We start from the raw sequence: 19,787 nt of genomic DNA, 5'->3' as shown, positions 1-19,787 counted from the left end.
CTCAAGTCTCCTTGAGATCAAGGAGGTTCCTGCCGGGATCCCGGCAGCGGGATCAGGCCGAAGCCGCGCGCCGGACCGGCCGACTTCCCGCTGCGCAAACCCGCCGGCGCACTACGGCCCGGCCCCGCTCACCCACACGGGTGGCCGGCGCCTGCCCCTCCGACCCGGCCCCGCCACCTGACACGGCGGGGACACGGCAGGCCCCCCGGGCAAGGAACGGCGGGAACAACGGCCCGCACCCCGCCGAGCGCCAACTCCCCTCCCCCGGGCGGCCACCGCACGCCCACCACCCACCACGCCCCTTGCAGACGGGCCGAAGCCGCCCGCACCGGACCGCCCCCCCCCCCCCCGCACCGGCTCCGGCTTCAGCTCCGGCCGACCGCAGTCCCCCCTGACCGGAGCGGGAAGTCGTCCCCGCGACTCTGCTGGCGAAGTCGGTTGGGGGTTGTGGGACAGTAAGTGTCCGCCGATTTGGGTGAACCACGCACCCAGCGCGTCCTCTCCATGCGGCCGAAGAAGAACGGCCTGCTCCGCGTCGCCTTCTCCCGCGCAAACGGTCGCCCCCGCCCGATCCGCGCCCAGTGCACCACCAGCGCCCCACACCCCGGCCGGGTCCTGAAGATCCATCGCGAACCGATCCATACCGCGCAGGCTCGCGCACCGCCAGCCGGTGATCGTGCCGAAATGGCGCTGCGAACGGCGGTGACCCGTCACGGCTTCGGCGGACAGCGGGCCGCCGCTGCACGGGAACGGACGGCGCGCACCGGGCGGGTGCTGCCGGCGGCCGGCCCCCGGGTGCGCGGGGCCGGCTCCCAGGAGACCGACCCCATCGCGGGCTCTCAGGTGCCGGCCGGGTGCTGAAATTGAGACCGCGTACGACGAGCCGACGTCGCGGGCCCTTCTCCCCCGACACCAGCCGCCGAACGCTGCTCTGGTGGCAGGGCGGTTGTCACAGGCCCGCGCTAGCGTGCGGGCATGACGACCTCCCTCACCCTCGCGCCGTGGTCCGAGCCGGGCCTGGACCTGCTGCACCGCCAGAACACCCCCGAACTGACCGAACACCTGGGCGGGGTGGAGAGCGCCGAACAGGTACGGCGCCGGCACGAGCGCTATCTCGCGATGACCGACGGGCAGATGTTCCTGCTACTGCTCGGCGGCCGGGCCGCCGGGTCGGTCGGGTACTGGCCGCACACCTGGCAGGAACAAGACGTCTACGAGACGGGGTACGCCGTGCTGCCCGAGTACCAGGGCCGCGGCCTGGCCGTACAGGCGGTGCTGCTGTGCGCACAGCGGGCCGCACAGCAGGGCGTGCTGCCGTGGCTGCACGCCTTTCCCTCGGCGGCACACCAAGCCTCCAACGCCGTGTGCCGCAGAGCGGGCTTCGAACTGCTCGGCGAGGTGGCCTTCGAGTACCCACCGGGCCACCCCATCCGCTCCAACAACTGGCGCCTGCCCCTGACCGGTTGACCACAGCGACCACCCCGGCCCGCCCGCCCCGCTACGCCGTCAGCAGCGCGGCGAGGCCGGCGGCCCCGTGCGGGTGGAGCGCGGCCTTGTCCTCGTGCAGGGCGAGGATGCGCGCGGCGAGGTCCGCGGCCACGTCGTCGAAGAGGTCGGGGCCAATGGCGATCTCCGCCAGACGAGGCGCGATCTGCGGGTCGCCGGCCACGTGGAGGGGGTCGTGCCTGTAGCGGCGCAGGGCGTCCAGGTCGGCGATACCCACGCAGTAGGCGTGAACGCCACCGTCCTCCTCACCCAGGCCCCGGCCGACGGTGGCCGAGGCCACCGACACCGCGGAGGCCGTGCGGCGCATCACCACGAGCACGTGCTCGCGTACGGCTCCCGTCGCCCCCTCCTTGAACGCGAACCGCAGCACGTGGACGATCACGTCGCTTTCCGCCCCCTTCCCGCGTTCTGGACTGACTGGTTCAGGAACTCCCACCGACTGGTCCAGCTGGCCGGCCCTGAACCGAGCCCACGACTTCGGAAGCGTCAACCGCCTCCGGCCGGCCCCCCTTCGCGACCGGCCGGACACGCACCGCCCGCGGTTCACTTCGCGGGGTTCACTTCCCGGCCGTCGCCGCGCAGGCGGCCGCCTCGGCGACACCGGCGCGGTACAGGCCCATCCAGGGGCCCAGAACCCGCACGCCGCCGGGCAGCGGGAAACTGCGGATGCCCGCCAGAGGCACGCTGACACCGTCCTGGTCGACCAGCACGTTGATCTCGTTGACCCCCTGAACGGTGCCGGTGATCGCACCGCTGCAGTCAAGACCGATCACCGCGCAGGCCCTCTGCCCGGCCCGGACAGTGAAACGCGCCGCGCCACCGGCCAGCACCGGCCCGGGGCTCTCACTCCGGTCCCGCCCGGCGCCACCGCCCAGGCCGACCCCCGGAGAGGAGCTGAAACCGCAGGCACCCGCACCGGTGCCGTACACCTCGATCACCCCCTGGTCCGGCGCCCCCCGAGCGAGCCAACGCCCTGATCAACAGACTCTCAACATCACACCGACCCGCGCCCGCGGAACCGCTGCCGGACGAACCGGAGGACAAGGCGCCGGACGAACCGGAGGACGAGGCGCCGGACGAGCCGGAGGACGAGGCGTGCGGGACCGGGCGCGAGGGCGACATGGTCACCGGTGCGCCGCCAGCCGCCTCCCCGGCCATCACAGGGGCCGCCGTCGCGGGCACGGAAGCCGCCGGAGCGGCGGAGTCGGTACCGCCGGGCCCACAGGCACTCAACGCCAGACCCGCCCCGCGACAAGGACGACAACGGCAAGCAGCGGACGGCGGTGGCACCCGGACACGACGGCTCCCCGTGCCGGTAGACACTGACGGCTGCGGACACACCCCAGGACCGCCCTACGGCCGCCCGCGGTGCCACGCACCACGTCACAAACGCGCGGACACCACCCGGGTACGGCCATGACACTTCGCCACCCGCCACACCCGCCCCCCCAGCGGCGTTACCAGACACCGGCGCCCGGCACACACCGGCGCGCCCCTGACGCATGTCAGGGACCGCCATCGGGCCCGCGTTCCTAGGCTGACCAGCACCAGGCCCGGCCCCCTCGACCGGGCCGCCGCAACCAGCAAGGGAGAACCACCCATGCGCAGGACCACCCATGCCCTGGCCGCCCTCACAGTGGCCGCCGCCGCGCTGACCGCCGTGGCCACCGGCAACGCCGGCGCCGCCGACGGCTCCTGGGCCGGCTGCCCCTACGGCGCCGTATGCGTCTACCCTCAGGACCAGAACCCCGCCTCCTCGCCCAGCGCCGTCTACTGGAGCTACGGCGCCCACAACCTCAACGGCCAGTACGGCAACCACTGGGTACTCAACAACCAGTCCGCCGGCGCCCACGCCCACCTGTGCCAGAGCTACAACGGCGCCAACTGCGTGTACGACATCCCCGCCCAAAACGGCGTCTACTACAACCTCGGACCGATCAACTCCATCACCCTCGACCACCCCTAACACCCACCGATGAGCCCGGGGTGCCCGCCACCACCACAGAGAACGGGCACCCCACCCCCCACCACCACAACCCGCCCGCTTGTTCACGACACCCAGCGCGGCACGAAGCCCGCCCCGGCGCGCTCCACACGGGCGGCGCCGGGCCCGGCGAAGTGCGCGGGCAGGACCAGCTCCCGCCGGTCGGCGGCCTGCCGCAGGATCCTCAGGCGGCTGGCCGCGGCCTGCTCCTGGTCCAGGCAGAAGCAACTGCTGCACCCGGGGTTCGCCAGCTGGACGGGCGAGTGCAGCAGATCCCCGACGAACACTGCGTGTTCACCCCCGGAGGTCAGCCGTAGCACGCTGGAGCCGGGGGTATGGCCCGGCGCCTCCTGAAGGACGAGGCCTGTGCCGATGGTGCGGGTGCCCGACCAGGGGGCGGCCTGTCCGGCGGCCAGGACGGGGGCGAGGCTGTCGGCGAAGACACGGTCCCATTCGGCCCAGCGGGCCGGGTCGACGCTGTCGTCGGTGCGGGCGGGATGTGCCGCGCCAGGGTCGAAGAAGGCGAGGTCGGCGGCGGGCAGGTGGTAGACGGCATTGGGAAACGACGGAACCCAACTACCCTGCCGGTCCCGGGTGTTCCAGCCGACATGGTCGGCGTGCAGGTGGGTGTTGACCACGACATCGACGTCCTCGGGACGGATACCCGCTTCCGCCAGCAGATCGAGGAAGCGGCCCTTGCGGCGGTGGAACAAGGGGGTGTCGGGGCGTTCACGGTCGTCGCCGACACCGGTGTCCACCACCACAGTGTGCGCACCGGTGCGCACCACCCAGGTCTGCAGGGCGCCGAGGTAGGAACCGGAAGCGGGGTCGTAGTGGTCGGGGCCGGCACGGCGCCAGGCGGCCTCCGCGGGTTCGGGCACGATACGCCCGGCCGGGGCGAAAGCGCCCTGCCACTCCAGAATCCGGATGATCTCCGCATCGCCCAGCCCGATCCGTTGCACCGTCACGCTCTCCGCCTTTGCCGTGTGTCGTGGTTCTACGCCTCGAGCCTAGGAAACCCGGATGAGCGACTCAATGCGCTGACGGCTTGAGCAGATACGCAAACAGCTCAGGCCGATCAGACCGACGGCCACGGACATGAACAGCGACGCGAACGCGGCGGTACACGACAAACCGCCCGCCCCCGACCAGACACAGCCACAACGACCCGCAGGGCACGGATCCCGGGCCACGCCGGGCCCGGGCTCCCACGCGCCACCCGCACACCCCGCCAACTCATCACCCAGAACAGCCACAAGGCGGACCACCTCACGGCGAAACACGCGACACCACCACGCAACACCGAACAACTCCCACCCGCCGATGAGTTGACCTACCACCAATCACGACGACTGCCCCAGCTGAACACACCGCCCGAGCGGCCCCCACAGACAAACCCAACGGCCGACACAAACGGGACCGGCGGCACGAACCCCGCGGACGAAACGGGCAGCACGAACGGAACGGGCGGGACGGTCGACGCGGCCGGCCGGGGCGAAGCGCCCTGCCACCCCAGAATCCGGATGATCTCCGCATCGCCCAGCCCGATCCGTTGCACCGTCACGCTCTCCGCCTCTGCACCTCTGCCGTGTGCCGTGGTCTGCGCCTCGAGCCCAGGAAGACCGGGCGAGCGGCTCAATGCGCAGACGACTGGATCGGATACGCGACCGGCTCAGGCCGGTTAGGCTGACAGCCATGGATGTGGTCAGCGACGCGATCGCGGCGGTACGGGTCGGGCGGCCGTCCTTCGACCGGGTACGGGCACGGGGGCGCTGGGGGGCGTGGATCCCGGGGTACGCGGGCGCGGGCTTCCACGTGGTACTCGCGGGCTCCTGCTGGCTCGTGACCGAGAGCGGCCGCAGGGCGGTACGCCTCGAGGCGGGAGACGCGGTACTACTACCACACGGCACCGGACATGCCCTGTCCGCCGAAGAGTTGACCTACCCCCAAGCACGACAGCTGCCCCAGCTGAACACGCTACTCGAGCGGCCCCCGCAGGCAAACGGAACGGTCGGCGCGAACGGGACGGACAGGACAGGCGGCACGGGCACGACGGGCGGCGCGGAGGACGCGGAACTGCTGTGTGGAAAATACCGGCTGGAGCGCGGCCCGGCCCATCCGCTGATGCGTGAGCTGCCGGCCCTCCTCCACCTGCCCACCCACGATGGCGAGCACCCCGAACTGCGCTCGGCCGTCGAGCTGTTGGGCGCCGAGCTGGCCACCGCACGCCCCGGCGCCCAGCTGGCCGCGCCCGCACTGATCGACCTGCTGCTGGTGTACCTGGTGCGCGCCTGGACGACCCGACCCGAGGCCGGGGGCTGGGGAGCGGCACTGGCCGACCCGGTGGTGGCCGCCGCACTGGCCGCCGTCCACACAAACCCGGCCCACCCGTGGAACGCCGAGACACTGGCCGCCCGGGCGGGCGTCTCACGGGCCACCCTCAACCGCCGCTTCACCGCACTGACGGGCCGCCCGCCGATGGCTTACCTCACCTGGTGGCGGATGACCCGAGCCGCAGCCCTGCTACGCCGCGGCACGGACCCGCTCGAAACGGTCGCCCGCCAGGTCGGCTACAGCAGTGGGTACGCTCTCTCACACGCCTTCACCCGCCAGTTCGGCACCACCCCAGGCCGCTACCGCACCGCAACCGCAACCGCCACCGACGAGACGGTAGGCGCGAACACCCCCGCACACGCCGCCGCAAAGGCCGCGCAGCCAGGGCACGTTCACGAAGGTAACGAATAGCGGCACATTCCCAGGAGGCTGTTTTACTTCTTGACGCCATGTACGCGGTCACGTTTAACTCCCCCCACCCCCGCCGCACCGCCGCGGCGCCCCCAGGGAGAGGCACCCGTATGAACGCCCGACTGCGTCGCGTCATCGTCTCGACCGCCGGCCTCGCGCTGGCCCTTTCCATGACCGCCGCCTGCGGCAAGGCCGGCGGCGACAAGAAGGATTCCGCCGCCTCCGGCGACAACAAGTCCATCGGCCTGCTGCTGCCCGAGAACGCCTCCTCGGTGCGCTACGAGTCCTTCGACAAGCCCTTCATCGAGGCCAAGGTCAAGTCCCTGTGTGCGGACTGCAAGGTGCTCTACAACAACGCCGAGGGCAGCGCCGCCAAGCAGAAGCAGCAGTTCGACACCCTGATCGCCCAGGGCGTCAAGGTGATCGTCCTGGACGCCTTCGACGCCACCTCGACCGAGAGCTGGGTCAAGGAGGCCGCCGCCAAGGGCGTCAAGGTCGTCGCCTACGACCGCCTGGCCACCGGCCCGGTCGCCGCCTACGCCTCCTTCGACAACGAGAAGGTCGGCGAACTCCAGGGCCAGGCCCTGCTCGACGCCCTCGGCCCCCAGGCCCCCGACGACAACATCGTCATGATCAACGGCGACGAGGCCGACCCCAACGCCGCCCAGTTCAAGGCCGGCGCCCACAAGATCCTCGACGGCAAGGTGAAGAAGGTCGTCTACGAGCAGTCGGGCGAGTGGAAGCCCACCGTCGCCGGCCAGAAGATCGGCGCCGCGATCACCCAGCTCGGCAAGGACGGTTTCCAGGGCGTCTACTCCGCCAACGACGGCATGGCCGGCGCCATCATCACCCAGCTCCAGGGCGCCGGCATCAAGGTCCCCGTCGGCGGCCAGGACGCCGGCCTGGACGCCGTCCAGCGCATCGTCAACGGCGACCAGGCCTACACCATCTACAAGGCCTACAAGCCACTCGCCGACTCCGCCGCCGAACTGGCCGTCGACCTGCTCCAGGGCAAGGACGTCAAGACCGTGGCCACCACCACCGTCGACAGCTCCACCGACAAGAACATCCCCGCCAAACTCCTCGACGCCAAAATCGTCACCAAGGCCAACATCAAGGACACCGTCATCGCCGACGGCCTCTACAAGGCCACCGACATCTGCACCGCGGACTACGCCGCCGCCTGCACCACCGCCGGCCTCAAATAGTTCCAGCCACCCAACAACCCCGCCCCACACCCCCAAACCGCCCACCAGCCCCTCAGCCGTCAAGCAGCCCATCAGCCGAGCCGACTACACAGCGGCCTACACCCACGTGTGGGCCGCCACCGAGGAACAGCGGCGAAGATGGTGATGCCGCGGTCGCGTTCCTGGGAGTCGGAATCGGTGACCGTGTTACCGGTGTGTACCTCGCCGCGCTCGCCGGTGACAACTGTGGGATAGACGATCCGGTCTGACGGTCGATTCGGTCCGGAGGACGGAACGGGGAGCGATTGCCGACTCAGGTGCGCGGTGAGGACCGGTTCGGCACCATGGCAGTCAGCCGTCCGGTGAGGAACTGATGAGAACGGCCGCCCACCATCACCCGCGCCGATAGCGTGAACAGATGGATCAGAACGAGCGGCACCTCCACGCATCGTCCTTCGGCGCGGCGGCGGCCGCCTACGCCGAGCACCGCCCGGACTACGCGCACGCGGCGGTGCGCTGGGTGCTGGAGGCCGCGCCCGGGTTGCGGGTGCTCGATCTCGGGGCCGGAACCGGCAAGTTGACCGGGGTGCTGGTCGGGTTGGGGGCGGAGGTGGTTGCGGTCGAGCCGGATCCGGCGATGCTGGCCGAGCTGCGCTGTTCGCAGCCGACGGTCCGGGCGCTGTCGGGCAGTGCCGAGGCGATTCCGTTGCCGGACGCGTCCGTCGATGCCGTACTGGCCGGGAATGCGATGCACTGGTTCGACATGGCGGTCGCGGGGCCGGAGATCGACCGGGTGCTCGCGCCGGGCGGGATCCTGGCCGGGTTGTGGAACGTGATGGACGACCGGGTCGCGTGGGTGGCGGATCTCGCACGCGTCAGCGGGCCGGCGGCCGTCGGGCCGCGGGACACGCCGGCCGGTTGGCGGGCCGCGACGGCTGCGGCACACCTTCCGAGGACCGGTGGGACCGCCCGCTTCGGTTCGCCGGAGCAGCGGCTGTTCCCGCACGGGCACCGCCGCACCGCGGATTCCCTGGTCGCGACCCTCGGGACGCGCGCGGGAATGCTGGTGATGCCGGAGAAGGAGCGGAAGGCCGCGCTGGACGGGATCCGGGCGTTCCTCGCGGGCAGGCCGGAGACCGCCGAGGGCGAGTTCGCCCTGCCGATGCTGACCGCCGTGCTGCGCGTCGGGCGATTGTGAGCGTGAGCCACCGCCGCACTCACGTGCCGGGCGCCCACCACTTCCGCAGCACCTGTTCCGCAGGCTTCCCGTGGGGGGTGTACGCGAGGTTCTTCGCCGTCTCGCCGCTGTCGGGCCAGTCGTCCCACATCCACCAGCAGACACCGGCCCACCACGGCTTGCTGTCGAAGGTGTCGAGCAACGCCTCGTAGGCGGCGGCCTGTTCGGCGTCGTCCTCGGTCTTGCTGACGGTCCAGGAGTACGGGGCGGTGGTGGTGCCGCGCTGGCTGACGTAGCCGGCCTCGGTGAAGAGGATCTTCCGCTGCAGGCGCCCGGAGAAGGCGGCGAGTTGGTCGGCGATGGGCTGCCAGGCCCGGCGCAGCTGCGCCGGGTCGGTGGTGGCCTGGTCGGCGAGCGGCCAGTAGGCGTCGATGCCGATGACGTCGAGGTCGTTCCAGAACGGGATCCGCTGGTACTCGTCGTAGTTGGCGGCGTACGTCAGCGGGCCCTTGTAGCGGGCCCGGACGGCGGCGATGACCTTGCTCCAGTGCGGGCCGTCCTGCGAGGTGCCCGCGAGTTCGGTGCCGACCGCGAGCTGTTCGGCGCCGGTGTCGGCCGCGAGTTGGGCGTAGTGGGTGATGAAGCGCTCGTAGGCCGCGAACCAGGCGTCCGGGTCCTTGGGCTTGATCCTGGCCCGGTCGCCGCCCTTGGTCAGGTCGACGTGGGGCTTGACCATGGTCTTGAGGCCGGCGTCGTGGGCGAGGCGGATGATGTTGCGCAGGCTGTCGTCGGCGGCGGTCTCGTCGGTGGTGTGCATCTCCGGGTCGCCGACGCGGTCCTGGTACCAGGTGGGGGTGAAGGCGACCCACCGGGCGCCGGTGGCGGCGATCTGACGGAGGTACGTGGTGGCCTGGGGGCTGTTGTAGTCGTCGGTGTTCCACGCGGGGAGCGTCATGCCCCGCATCCGGCTCGCCCTGGCATCCTCGGGCCCACCGCCCGCAGCACCGGTTCCGGTCGGGGAAGCGGGAGATGAGGGAGAAGCGGGAGAAGCGGGAGAAGCGGGCCCGGCCGAGCCGCTGCGGCTGCTCGGTCCGCCGGCCGAGGGGGCGGGCGTTTCGTCCTCGCCGCCGCCGGACGAGGAGCATCCGACGGCGGCGAAGAGGACGGCCACCGCCGACAGGGCCGCGGCGGCCGCCCTCTTCATCGGGTTCACTGCTGGGGACTCCTCACCTGTCGGGAAGTCGGGGAGTTCAGTTGGCGAGGTCGGTCGGGCCGACGAAGGTGTAGCCGAGGGCCCTGATGCCGTCGATCGTCTGCTGGAGCGGCGCCACGTCGTAGTACGGGTGGTAGAAGAAGCTCGCCACACCGTCCCGGACGGCCAGGTTGGCCTTGGCGGAGGCGATCAGATCGGCGGGCAGCCTCGCCGGGTGGTTGTTGTACGGCAGCGGCTCGTAGTTGCCGATGTCCTCGGGCAGCACGGTCGTACCGTAGACGTCCTTCACCCAGTAGGGGAAGAACTGGCCGATGTAGCGGCTGGCGTTCACCGGTCCGCCGCTGAGCGTTCCGGCGAAGTAGAGCGAACGCTCCAGCCGCGCCGTGTAGTTCCGGCCGAAGACCTGGTAGTCGGCGGCCGAGGCGGCGTAGTGCGGGGTCGTCCAGAGCGTGGGCCGGGGCAGGCCGGCCGCGGCGAAGGCCGCGAGCGCGGAGGTGACCCGGCTCTGGGCCCAGGCCGTGGAGTCCTCGCCCGGCGGTCCGTCGTAGACGACGTTGTCGGCGGCGTCGATGTGGGCGCGGAAGAACTCGAAGTCGTCGCCGGTGACGCCGGTGTACGGGTTGTCGACGTTGCTGTACTGGTGGGTGTAGCCGTGGTTCATCAGCACGGCGCCGTGCTGGAGCATGTACTGGAGCGCGGCGGCGACGTCCGGGGCCTGGGCCAGGGTGATGGTCTGCGGGATCCCGTTGTCGTAGGCGCCCTTGGGGTCGGTGTAGACGGGGATGACGTTGATTCCGTACGGGATGTGCTGCGAGGCCAGGTAGTCGGCCATGGTCCGCAGTTGCGTCGGGTCCGAGGCGGGGCTGATGTCCTCCAGCCGCACGAAGGCCCGGTGGCGGTCGGTGGTGGCGGGGGCGAGGGAGTCGAAGAGGAGGTCCTCGAAGGCGATCACCCGGTCCGACTCGGAGACGTAGGAGAAGGGGATCTCCCCGACGTAGGTGAGGTTGGCCGAGCGGATCGCCCACGGGCTGGTGGCCCCGGTGGTGCCGTCGACGGCCCGGGCGAGCTGGGTGACCTGGGGGTAGCCGGCGCCGGAGAGGGCCGGGTGCAGCACTCCGCCGTCCTGGCCCGCGGGGATCTTCCTGGTCAGCGACTGGTTCCTGTACGTGACCTGGTTGATGTTGCCGACGCTGCCGTTGGTCTCGAAGTAGGAGTTGGTCGGGTCCCAGCCGTACTTCTTCTTGAAGTTCTCGATGCCGACGGCGTTGGCCATGTTCCAGACGTTGTCGCCGATCCAGGTGACCGGCTTGGCGGTCGTCATCGCGTCCTGGTAGAAGGCCGCCGGGACGGCGTCCGGGACGGCTCCGCCGTAGTACGTCGAGCCGATGTAGAAGGTGGCGGTGTACTGCTCCACCGTGCTCGCGGTGTACGCGGAGACCGGTTGGGCGGTGACGGTGCCGAAGTGACCGGCGAGGTTGGCGACGGCCATCGCGTAGAGCTCGCCGAGATAGCCGTAGGGGCCGGTGGTGTCGTAGAGGACGAGGGCCGAGGTGCCGGCCGGGCCGGCCGCGGCGTCCGCGGCGTCCGCGGCGTCTGCGGCGTTCGTGTTCCGGGCGGCGGCCTTCGGAGCCGCGACGGTGGGCCGGGCCGGTGCCGGGGTCACGGCGAGCCGGTGGGCGTGGCGCTCGCGGTCGTTGGCCAGCCCGGCGGCGTTCCAGGCCGTCAGGTCCTCGGGGCCGACGGCGGAGGGCGCCCCGGGATCGGCGGCCCCGAGGCCACGGGACGCGGCGGGCGGCCTCCTGCCCCGGCCCGTCGCCGCCTCGGCGCCCGCGGAGAACGCGATGCCGCCCAACAACGCCCCGACCACGGCCAGGACGAGCGGGACCCGGGAGAGCGGAGCTCTCCCTCGCACGCTTTTCATGGTGCCCCCCTGAATCAAGAGTTTTGTCGGCACCTCCGTCCGGGATCTCCATCCGGGATCTCCGACCGGGGTCTGCATCCGGGGTCTGCATCCGGGGTCTCCGCCCGGGATCTTCACCCAGGATCTCTGCCTGATCCGCGGTTGAGATCTGCCGTCCGAGATCTCGATCCGAGGCACCCCTCGACGAAACCGGTGAAGGCGCGGCGATGAGGCCCCGACAGATTGCCGATTCTTGCGCCGGGCCTGGAGGAGTGTCAACAGGAAATCTCGGCCCGGGGTGCCGCATTCATGACAGATCAACCCTCGGCGCACCGAAATTGGCCAGGGATGGCCCGTTCAGGCCATTGATCCCACGTGTCACACAGCCCCCTGATCAGGCACAACGGCCCGCTGCTCGGTGGAATTAATCATTCCGATCCTAAATTTCCCACCATCTCGGACGGGCGCGAGCCTGCCGTCTGATAGCTTCCGGTTCGCAACGCCTCGGAACGACGAACGAGGCGGAATCCGGGGGGATCTCATGTACGGAAAACCCGCTCTGGGGATAGTCCTGCCCCTGGCCGGACTGACGGCAGCCCCAGAAGTTCTGCCGGGCCTTCCTTTTGCCAAAGACCTTCAGGAAGCGGCCGGCGCCGGATTCCTTCTCTACTGCTTCCTGGCTGTCGCCCTCATCGGGGTAAAATTCTGGTTCGCTTTCCGGAACCCCGGTGATCGCCGGTGATCACGGACGTTCTCCTCGGGGCGAGCATCGCCATCATCGTGATGGCGGGCTGCTACAACTCCGCCCTCTTCCTCCTCTCCAGACGCCGGGTCCGCAACGACCGCGCCCCGCACGCCGAGCGGCTCTACGTCTTCCTTCTCGCCTGCCTGAACGAGGAGAAGGTCCTCGCCGAAAGCCTGGCCCGGATCACCTCACTGCCGGTCGGCAGCTTCCTGGCCCTGGTCATCGACGACGCGTCCGAGGACCGCACCGCCGAGATCGCCCGCGCCGCCGACCCCGACCGGGTCAAACTGCTCCAGCGACACCTGCCCGACGCCCGCAGGGGCAAGGGAGCCGCCCTCAACGCCGGCATCCGCCACCTGCGGGAATCCGGCATCCTCGACGGCCGCGACCCGAGCGACGTCATCGTCTGCGTGGTGGACGCCGACGGCCGCCTCGACCCGCACATCGTCCAGGCCGTCGACCCCTTCTTCGACGACCCACGCACCGGCGCCACCCAGGTCGGCGTGCGGATGTACAACCGTCACCAGGGCCTGTTGGCCCGGCTCCAGGACATGGAATTCGTCATCTACGGGGACATCTTCCAGTCCGCGCGCCGCTACTTCGGCAGCGTCGGCATGGGCGGCAACGGCCAGTTCATGCGGCTCTCCGCGCTGGATACCCTCAGCGACGGAAGCGGGAAGGGGCCGTGGAGCGACTCCCTGACCGAGGACCTGGACCTCGGAGTGCGCCTGATCGCCCGCGGCTGGACCAACCACCACTGCACCACCGCCGCCGTCTCCCAGCAGGCCGTGCTCGACGTGCGCCGGCTGGTGCGCCAGCGGTCCCGCTGGTTCCAGGGCCACCTCCAGTCGGCCCGGCTCGTCCCGCTGATCCTGCGCGAAGTGCCCACCAGGGCCGCGATCGACCTGCTGTACCACCTCTCCAGCCCCGTGCTGATCCTGCTCACCTCGCTGCTGCCGCTCTCCTTCGCCGTGGCGGCGGGCGGCGTCGTGGCGGGCTCGGTCGAGGCCGGCCGCCCGCTGATGTCACCGATGTGGTTCATCGGCCCGTACGTCCTGTCCTTCACCGCGGCGTACGCCTACGGCTGGGTCTACTCCCGCCGCGAGCGCGGACTCGGCCTGGTCCGCGCGGTGCTGCTCTCCCACGTCTTCGTCGTCTACGGCTACATCTGGTTCGCCGCCGGCTGGTGGGGCCTGTGGCGAATGCTCACCGGCAAGCAGACCTGGCTGAAGACCGCGCGCACCTGAGGCGCGCCCGCCCCACTCGCCGCCTCCCTTCCTCTCTGCGTCTCAAGCAGCTTCAAGCACCCTCCTTGGAGACCCCATGTCCCCGAACGGCTCGATGTCCCCGAACAGCTCGACGGCCCCGGACCCCGGCCCGGCTCCCGTCCGCGCGATGCTCGTCCTGGGCACCCGCCCGGAAGCGATCAAGCTCGCGCCCGTGGCCCGCGCCATGGCCGCCTCCCCGCACTTCGAACCCCTCGTCGTCACCACCGGCCAGCACCGCGAGATGCTCCAGCAGATGCTCGAACTGCTGAACGTCCAGGCGAAGTTCGAGCTCGACGTGATGAGAGAGCGGCAGGAGCTGTCCAAGCTGACGGCCCGGCTGGTCGACAGGCTGGGCGAGGTCGTCCGCGCCGAACGCCCCGACCTCGTCATCGTCCAGGGCGACACCACCTCCGCGCTGACCGGGGCTCTCGCCGCCTTCTACGAGCACGTGCCCGTCGCCCATGTCGAGGCCGGGCTGCGCACCGGGGTGGCGGACAACCCTTTCCCCGAGGAACTCAACCGCCGGCTCATCGGCCGCATCGCCCGTCGGCACTTCGCGCCCACGCCCCGCGCCGCCGGACACCTGATCGCCGAGGGAGTTCCGGCGGGCGAGGTGTTCGTGACCGGCAACACCGTCGTCGACAACCTGCTGTGGGTGCTCGAACAGGGCGTCGGCCGCGACCAGTTCGAGAGCAGCGGCGCCCTGCGGCGCCTCCTGGTCACCCTGCACCGCCGCGAGAACCAGGGCGACACGATGCGTGCCATGGGCAAGGCCCTGCGCCGACTGGCCGACCGCGGCGACGCGGAGATCGTGCTGCCGCTCCACAGGAGCCCGGCCGTCCGCGAGGTCCTGCTGCCCGAACTGTCCGGACACCCCGGCATCCGGATCGTCGAACCGCTGGGCTACGCGGACTTCTCCGCCACCCTGGCCGGCTGCGACCTCGTCCTGACCGACTCCGGCGGGATCCAGGAGGAGGCCCCCACCCTCGGCAAACCCGCCCTGGTGCTGCGCACCACCACCGAGCGGCCCGAGGCCGTGGAGGCCGGTGCGGCCCGGCTGGTGGGCACGGACCCGGACGTCATCATGGACGCCACGGTCCGGCTGCTGGACGACGAGGCGGCGTACCGACGGATGGCGAAGGCCGGGAACCCCTTCGGTGACGGGCACGCCACGGCGCGGATCGTGGCACAGCTGGCCCGGGACTTCGGCGTCGAGGCGGCTGCGGCGTCCACGGCGGTCCCGTCGGTCACCCCTCGGCCCGGCGGTGCGGGGTCATACTCGACGGCATGACGAGAGTTCGCCTGGTCCTCGCCCTCGCCCTGCTCGCCGCCACCGCGGCCACGGGACTCGCCGTCGCGGTGAGCACCGGCTGGGGAGGCGGCGGCGGAGGGCCGGCCCGGCCGTGGACCGACGGTTCGGTCCACGGCCCGTGGCGGTCGGTCTTCGACGGCCACGGCGAGAACACCGGCCTCGACGACGGCCTGTCGCTCTCCCCCATGCCCTCGCGCACCGCGTCGGAGACCCACGCCGGGCTGATCGTCTCCACCCGGCAGTACCGGGACATGGACCTGAAGGCGCGGATGCGCACGGTCGCCCAGCTGCGCACGCCCACGCCCAACCCGTGGGAGGTCCCGTGGCTGGTGTGGGCGTACTCCGATCCGGAGCACTTCTACTACCTCATCCTCAAGCCCAACGGCTGGGAGTTGGGCAAGCGCGACCCCGTCTACCCGGGCGGCCAGCGCTTCCTGGCGACGGGCCCGGACCAGTTCCCCGTCGGCCCCTGGTCCGGGGTGACGGTGGCCCAGCGCGGCGCGCACCTGGAGGTGAGCGTCGACGGCAGGGCCCTGGTGTCCTACCAGGACGACGAACGCCCGTACCCGGCCGGCAGCGTCGGGGCGTACACCGAGGACGCCCGGGTGGAGTTCACGGACATCGCGGTGGAACCGGCGCAGTAGCGCCGGCCTGGCCGTCGGACGGAAGAGCGGCCGGGAGGGCGGCCGCGATGCAGTCGAGGACGCGCTGCAGGCCGGAGCCGAACTGCTCGTCGCGGCCCATCCGCGGCTGCCGCGCCTCCGTCGCGATCCTGCCGAAGATCGGGTACTGCCCGCTCTCCAGCAGCTGCTGGACGTACGGGTAGCTGCGCGCCAGCCACTCGGACTCGCTCACCCCGCTGCGGCGGACCTCCTCGGCCCAGCTGACCTCGTCGCGGGCGGCGCCCTCGACGTAGCCGTTGAGGAGGGCCATCAGCGCGAGGTTCTCGTCGATCGGGACGTGGGCGTCGAGCGCCCCCATCACCGCTTCGATCAGGCGCAGTTGCTGGGGGCCGAGGACCGGCAGCGCCCGCTGCGCGGTGGCGATCCACGGGTGCCGCAGCCACATGGCGCGCAGCCCGTGGGCGTAGCGGGTCAGATCGGCCCGCCAGTCGCCGGAGGGCATGCCGTCGACGTCGATCTCGCCCATCAGCCGGTCGGCCATCAGCAGGACCAGGTCGTCGCGGCTGGGGACGTACCGGTAGAGCGACATCGCGCCGGCGCCGATCTCGGCGGCGATCCGCCGCATGGTGGCGGCTTCCAGTCCTTCGGCGTCGGCGATCCGCACTGCGGCCTCGGCGATCTGTGCCCGGCTGTAGGCGGGCTTCGGTCCGCGGGCGGGGCGTTCGGGCCGCATCCAGATGTTCACGTACTCGGCGTCGGTCACGGTCGGCCCTCCTTCTTGCGTACACGGTACCCAGTAATCTACCTTGGCCGCCATGACCGCGTACAACGTACTCAGTAGTGGCATCGGATGACGGCGGCCGGGACCGAAGGGCCGCCGATCAGCGCCCAGCACCGCGACACCGCCGTACGGCGGCTACAGGAGGCGTACGCCGAAGGACACTTGTCGGACGAGGAGTTGGACGAGCGCCTCCGGACGGCACTCACCGCCACCACCCCCGGCGGGCTCGACTCGGCCCTGGCCGCGCTCCCGGAGCCGCCCCCGGACGCCACGGCCACCATCACCGGCACCGGAACGGGCGGGTGGATCCGGCGGCGCGGGGCCTGGAGCGTCCCCCGGGTCCTCAAGGTCGCGTCCGCGCTCGGCCGGGTGCGCCTGGACCTGTCCCGGGCGGTCATCGCCCACCCGGTGGTCGACATCGAGCTGCACCTCGGCACCGGCGGTGCCAACGTCATCGTGCCCCGGGACGCGGTCGTCGACCTCAGCGGCCTGCACGCCGGCCTACGGGCGCCGCGCTACCGGCCCCGGCAGCCCGCCCGGGCGGGCGGGCCGACGATCCGGATCTCCGGGGGTCTGGGGCTGGGACGGCTGAGGATCCGCCACGCACGTTGGTGAAGCCTCTCAGCGAGCGGCCGTTGCACCCGGCCTCACCGAGCGACCGCCCGCAGCGAGCGACCGTCCGCACCGCCTCGATGAACCCGCCGGCCCGGCCGAGGCCGTCCAGCAACGGCTGCCCGGGGCGGACAGCGAGCCGACGGGTCGACGAACAGAGGGTCGAGTCGACCGCTCTCCAAGGACCGGACCCGCGCGACGGACAGGGCGGTGCGCGAGGCCGGGCTCATCGCGTCAGGCATCGACGTCATGCCGGACAGTCTGCCCCGCTCCACAAGTCCGGCCGCGGCGAAGGGAATTCCTCGCACTCGTGATCGCCACTGAGTGATTGTCAGGACCTCGACAAGGGAAGGAGCCTCCCCACAGACCCGCCGTCCACCGGGAGGCCCCTCGTGCACACCAGGACCACCAGCACGGTCAGCAGGGCCGCGTCCGCCCTGCTGACCACCGCCCTCGCCGCGACCGTGCTCGGCGCCGCCCCCGCCTGGAGCGCACCGGCGGACGGGCGCGGCGCACCGGCGGCGGACGGGCCCCGGCGCCAGGTGGAGGCCTTCGCCGAGGACGGCGGCATCTCCCGCGCCACGGCCCCCGCCGCCTCCCCCTACCTCGCGGCCCCGCCCGCCGGCCTCGCCGCGCCGACCGGCGACGGCGACGGCGAGGTCACCGCCCTGGTCCGCAACGGCGACCCGGCCACCAAGCTGGACGTTGTGGTGGTCGGCGACGGCTACTCCGCCCAGGAACAGGAGAAGTTCCGCACCGACGCCGCCGAGAAGTGGCGCGAGATCACCGCCGTCGAGCCGTACGCCACCTACCAGCGCCTGTTCAACGTCTGGACGGTGAACGCGGTCTCCCCCGAGTCCGGCGTCACCGGCGATCCGGACCAGGCGACCGTCCGGCACACCGCGCTCGGCTCGTACTTCTGGTGCGACGGCGTGGAGCGGCTGCTGTGCGTGGACGAGAAGGCGGTCGAGCGCTACGCCGCCAAGGCCCCGCAGGCGGACCTGGTGATCGTGGTGGCCAACAGCGCCAAGTACGGCGGGGCGGGCTACAACGACGTCAAGTCCCCGGTCGGCTACGAGGGCATAGCCACCGTCGCGGGCGGCAACGCGAAGTCCGGCCAGATCGCGGTGCACGAGACCGGGCACTCACTGGGCAAGCTGGCCGACGAGTACGCCTACGACGGCCAGGGCACCTACCAGGGCGACGAGCCACCGGAGGCCAACCTCAGCACGCTGACCGCCGACCGGATGAGCGACCAGGGCACCAAGTGGGCCCGCTGGCTGGGCCAGTCCTCCCCCGACGGCGGGACGGTCGGCACTTACCAGGGCGGCGGCTACTACCCCACGGGGCTCTACCGGCCGACCGAGAACTCGATCATGCGCTCGCTCGGGCGGGAGTTCAACCTGCCCGGGCGGGAGGCGATGATCGCCGGCTTCTACCGCCACGCCACCCCGCTGACGAGCCCCACGCCGGTCGGCAGCTGGCTCACCGCCGCCGACCGGCTGACCGTCGACCTCCCGGTGCCCGGCACCGTGCTGCGCTGGTACCTGGACGGGCGCGAGCAGCCCCGGCTGCGCGGGCGCACCGCGCTCGACCTCGACGCCCTGCACCTGACCGGCCCCCGTTCCCGGCCGCACCTGCTCTCCGCCGTCGCCACCGATCCGACCCCGGCGGTCGCGGACCCGGCGCTGCGGACCGAGCTGACCGGCAGCCTTTCCTGGCTGGTGACGCGCTGATCGGCCCCACTGCCAGGAGCTGTCCGACCGATCGTCACCTGACCGGACGCACAGGTCCTACTCGGAGGCGGTGAGGCTGCCGAGGAGGTGCAGCGCCTCCTCGGCGGGGCTGCCGGGCGGGGCCGTGTAGACCACCAGCAGGTGGTGGGCGGCGCCGGGGACGTGGAAGGTCTCGTAGTCGAGCGTGACCTCTCCGACCGACGGGTGCCGGAAGCGCTTGGGGCCGTGGTTCTTCTCGTGCACGTGGTGGCCGGCCCACAGCCGGCGGAAGGTCTCGCTGCCCAGGGACAGTTCGCCGACCAGGCGCACGAGTTCCGGGTCGTGCGGGTGCCGCCCGGCGGCCATCCGCAGGATGCCGACGGTGGTGCGCGCGGCCTCGTCCCAGTCGAGGTGGACCTCCCGTGCGTCCGGGTCCAGGAAGATCCGGCGGGCCATGTTCCGCTCGGGCGGGGCGAGGCGGGGGAAGTCGGCGATCAGGGCGGCGGCCGGCCGGTTCCAGGCCAGGACGTCGTTGCGGTCGTTCATGATCAGGGCCGGGGTGACCGGGATGGCCTCGACGATCTGCCGCAGTGCCGGCCGCAGCGCCTCTCCCCGTCCGGCGGTCGCCGCCTTCGCCGACGCCCTGCGGGGTGGCCGGGCCAGGTCGTACAGATGGGCGCGCTCGGCGGGCCCGAGCCGCAGCGCCCTGCCGAGCGCGTCCAGCACCTCGTCGGAGGGGCGGTCGGCGCGCCCCTGCTCCAGCCGGACGTAGTAGTCGGCGCTGAGCCCGACGAGTTCCGCGACCTCCTCGCGGCGCAGGCCGGGCACCCGGCGGCGGCCGGTCTCCGGCAGGCCCGCGTCGGCCGGTGACACCAGGGCACGCCGGGCGCGGAGGTAGTCGCCGAGACTGCTGGTGATCATGCTCGTGTTGGCCATGCGCCCCAGTATGGGGGCCTTCGGTAGGGGCGCGGCGGCCCGAGGGTGGCCCTGTCGTTCCCAGGGAACGGCGGTCACTTCAT

18 protein-coding genes are annotated in these 19,787 nt (G+C 71.7%); 11 read left to right on the top strand and 7 right to left on the bottom strand.

Features of this window, described 5'->3' with window-relative positions; genetic code table 11:
* Nucleotides 1-684: 684 nt before the first annotated feature.
* Nucleotides 685-861: a hypothetical protein gene (locus HS99_RS45630; RefSeq protein ID WP_157881918.1), complete on the top strand. Its 177-nt coding sequence runs from the start codon at nt 685-687 to the stop codon at nt 859-861.
* Between the two features lie 114 nt (nt 862-975).
* The gene (locus HS99_RS39800; protein ID WP_030558306.1) at nt 976-1,467 is read left to right on the top strand and encodes a GNAT family N-acetyltransferase; all 492 of its coding nucleotides are present in this window, start codon (nt 976-978) and stop codon (nt 1,465-1,467) included.
* Between the two features lie 31 nt (nt 1,468-1,498).
* Here the strand turns inward: HS99_RS39800 and HS99_RS39795 are convergent, their stop codons facing one another.
* Nucleotides 1,499-1,888 carry a Dabb family protein gene (locus tag HS99_RS39795; RefSeq protein ID WP_030291184.1) on the bottom strand — a complete coding sequence of 130 codons (390 nt, stop codon included), beginning with the start codon at nt 1,886-1,888 and terminating at the stop codon, nt 1,499-1,501.
* A 175-nt stretch (nt 1,889-2,063) separates the two neighbouring features.
* The gene (locus tag HS99_RS44400) at nt 2,064-2,279 is read right to left on the bottom strand and encodes a hypothetical protein (RefSeq protein WP_141763910.1); all 216 of its coding nucleotides are present in this window, start codon (nt 2,277-2,279) and stop codon (nt 2,064-2,066) included.
* Nucleotides 2,280-3,106: 827 nt separating this feature from the next.
* Here HS99_RS44400 and HS99_RS39785 point away from each other — a divergent pair.
* The gene (locus tag HS99_RS39785; RefSeq protein ID WP_030558308.1) at nt 3,107-3,472 is read left to right on the top strand and encodes a hypothetical protein; all 366 of its coding nucleotides are present in this window, start codon (nt 3,107-3,109) and stop codon (nt 3,470-3,472) included.
* Between the two features lie 83 nt (nt 3,473-3,555).
* On the opposite strand, the gene HS99_RS39780 is transcribed toward HS99_RS39785, so the two are convergent.
* Nucleotides 3,556-4,458: an MBL fold metallo-hydrolase gene (locus HS99_RS39780; RefSeq protein WP_305953139.1), complete on the bottom strand. Its 903-nt coding sequence runs from the start codon at nt 4,456-4,458 to the stop codon at nt 3,556-3,558.
* Between the two features lie 727 nt (nt 4,459-5,185).
* Between HS99_RS39780 and HS99_RS42100 the strand changes: the two genes are divergently transcribed.
* The 3 genes from HS99_RS42100 to HS99_RS39765 all read left to right on the top strand — a co-directional run bounded on the left by HS99_RS42100 (nt 5,186) and on the right by HS99_RS39765 (nt 8,620).
* Complete coding sequence (locus HS99_RS42100) at nt 5,186-6,235, top strand: AraC family transcriptional regulator (RefSeq protein ID WP_078867796.1); 1,050 nt, start codon at nt 5,186-5,188, stop codon at nt 6,233-6,235.
* Nucleotides 6,236-6,345: 110 nt separating this feature from the next.
* Entirely contained in the window at nt 6,346-7,443 is a 1,098-nt protein-coding gene (locus tag HS99_RS39770) for a sugar ABC transporter substrate-binding protein (protein ID WP_050367093.1), read from the top strand.
* A gap of 397 nt (nt 7,444-7,840) precedes the next feature.
* On the top strand, nt 7,841-8,620 hold the full coding sequence (locus HS99_RS39765; RefSeq protein ID WP_030553910.1) for a class I SAM-dependent methyltransferase: 780 nt from the start codon (nt 7,841-7,843) through the stop codon (nt 8,618-8,620).
* A gap of 19 nt (nt 8,621-8,639) precedes the next feature.
* Here HS99_RS39765 and HS99_RS39760 read toward each other — a convergent pair whose 3' ends face one another.
* Nucleotides 8,640-9,554 carry a glycoside hydrolase family 113 gene (locus HS99_RS39760; protein WP_232790638.1) on the bottom strand — a complete coding sequence of 305 codons (915 nt, stop codon included), beginning with the start codon at nt 9,552-9,554 and terminating at the stop codon, nt 8,640-8,642.
* 295 nt (nt 9,555-9,849) lie between these two features.
* On the bottom strand, nt 9,850-11,733 hold the full coding sequence (locus HS99_RS39755) for a DUF2334 domain-containing protein (RefSeq protein WP_030553906.1): 1,884 nt from the start codon (nt 11,731-11,733) through the stop codon (nt 9,850-9,852).
* A 717-nt stretch (nt 11,734-12,450) separates the two neighbouring features.
* Between HS99_RS39755 and HS99_RS39750 the strand changes: the two genes are divergently transcribed.
* The 3 genes from HS99_RS39750 (at nt 12,451) to HS99_RS39740 (ending at nt 15,681) form a co-directional block, all read left to right on the top strand.
* Nucleotides 12,451-13,704: a glycosyltransferase gene (locus HS99_RS39750; RefSeq protein ID WP_030553904.1), complete on the top strand. Its 1,254-nt coding sequence runs from the start codon at nt 12,451-12,453 to the stop codon at nt 13,702-13,704.
* Between the two features lie 76 nt (nt 13,705-13,780).
* Nucleotides 13,781-15,016 carry a non-hydrolyzing UDP-N-acetylglucosamine 2-epimerase gene (wecB, locus tag HS99_RS39745; protein WP_232790640.1) on the top strand — a complete coding sequence of 412 codons (1,236 nt, stop codon included), beginning with the start codon at nt 13,781-13,783 and terminating at the stop codon, nt 15,014-15,016.
* The gene (locus tag HS99_RS39740) at nt 15,013-15,681 is read left to right on the top strand and encodes a hypothetical protein (protein ID WP_037831679.1); all 669 of its coding nucleotides are present in this window, start codon (nt 15,013-15,015) and stop codon (nt 15,679-15,681) included. Before wecB ends, HS99_RS39740 begins: the two co-directional genes overlap by 4 nt.
* Here HS99_RS39740 and HS99_RS39735 read toward each other — a convergent pair.
* Entirely contained in the window at nt 15,650-16,423 is a 774-nt protein-coding gene (locus HS99_RS39735; protein WP_030291023.1) for a TetR/AcrR family transcriptional regulator, read from the bottom strand. The two genes, HS99_RS39740 and HS99_RS39735, sit on opposite strands and share 32 nt — an antisense overlap.
* A gap of 87 nt (nt 16,424-16,510) precedes the next feature.
* On the opposite strand from HS99_RS39735, the gene HS99_RS39730 reads away from it, so the two are divergent.
* On the top strand, nt 16,511-17,056 hold the full coding sequence (locus tag HS99_RS39730; RefSeq protein WP_030553900.1) for a DUF1707 SHOCT-like domain-containing protein: 546 nt from the start codon (nt 16,511-16,513) through the stop codon (nt 17,054-17,056).
* Between the two features lie 389 nt (nt 17,057-17,445).
* A complete protein-coding gene (locus tag HS99_RS39725) occupies nt 17,446-18,789 on the top strand; it encodes a M64 family metallopeptidase (RefSeq protein ID WP_030553898.1) in 1,344 nt (447 codons plus the stop codon).
* Between the two features lie 57 nt (nt 18,790-18,846).
* Here HS99_RS39725 and HS99_RS39720 read toward each other — a convergent pair whose 3' ends face one another.
* A complete protein-coding gene (locus HS99_RS39720) occupies nt 18,847-19,704 on the bottom strand; it encodes a helix-turn-helix transcriptional regulator (protein ID WP_030553897.1) in 858 nt (285 codons plus the stop codon).
* Nucleotides 19,705-19,787: the final 83 nt, after the last annotated feature.

This window comes from Kitasatospora aureofaciens, assembly GCF_001188955.3.
Taxonomy (GTDB): domain Bacteria; phylum Actinomycetota; class Actinomycetes; order Streptomycetales; family Streptomycetaceae; genus Kitasatospora; species Kitasatospora aureofaciens.
The sequence above is the reverse complement of the archived record's forward strand: the minus strand, read 5'-3'. Positions and strand labels throughout refer to the sequence as shown.

Bases quoted from the DNA above. Each gene is read 5' to 3' on its own strand.
- HS99_RS45630 (WP_157881918.1), top strand. From the start codon at position 685: ATGGCGCTGCGAACGGCGGTGACCCGTCACGGCTTCGGCGGACAGCGG.
- HS99_RS39800 (WP_030558306.1), top strand. From the start codon at position 976: ATGACGACCTCCCTCACCCTCGCGCCGTGGTCCGAGCCGGGCCTGGAC.
- HS99_RS39785 (WP_030558308.1), top strand. From the start codon at position 3,107: ATGCGCAGGACCACCCATGCCCTGGCCGCCCTCACAGTGGCCGCCGCC.
- HS99_RS42100 (WP_078867796.1), top strand. From the start codon at position 5,186: ATGGATGTGGTCAGCGACGCGATCGCGGCGGTACGGGTCGGGCGGCCG.
- HS99_RS39770 (WP_050367093.1), top strand. From the start codon at position 6,346: ATGAACGCCCGACTGCGTCGCGTCATCGTCTCGACCGCCGGCCTCGCG.
- HS99_RS39765 (WP_030553910.1), top strand. From the start codon at position 7,841: ATGGATCAGAACGAGCGGCACCTCCACGCATCGTCCTTCGGCGCGGCG.
- HS99_RS39760 (WP_232790638.1), bottom strand. From the start codon at position 9,554: ATGACGCTCCCCGCGTGGAACACCGACGACTACAACAGCCCCCAGGCC.
- HS99_RS39755 (WP_030553906.1), bottom strand. From the start codon at position 11,733: ATGAAAAGCGTGCGAGGGAGAGCTCCGCTCTCCCGGGTCCCGCTCGTC.
- wecB (WP_232790640.1), top strand. From the start codon at position 13,781: ATGTCCCCGAACGGCTCGATGTCCCCGAACAGCTCGACGGCCCCGGAC.
- HS99_RS39740 (WP_037831679.1), top strand. From the start codon at position 15,013: ATGACGAGAGTTCGCCTGGTCCTCGCCCTCGCCCTGCTCGCCGCCACC.
- HS99_RS39730 (WP_030553900.1), top strand. From the start codon at position 16,511: ATGACGGCGGCCGGGACCGAAGGGCCGCCGATCAGCGCCCAGCACCGC.
- HS99_RS39720 (WP_030553897.1), bottom strand. From the start codon at position 19,704: ATGGCCAACACGAGCATGATCACCAGCAGTCTCGGCGACTACCTCCGC.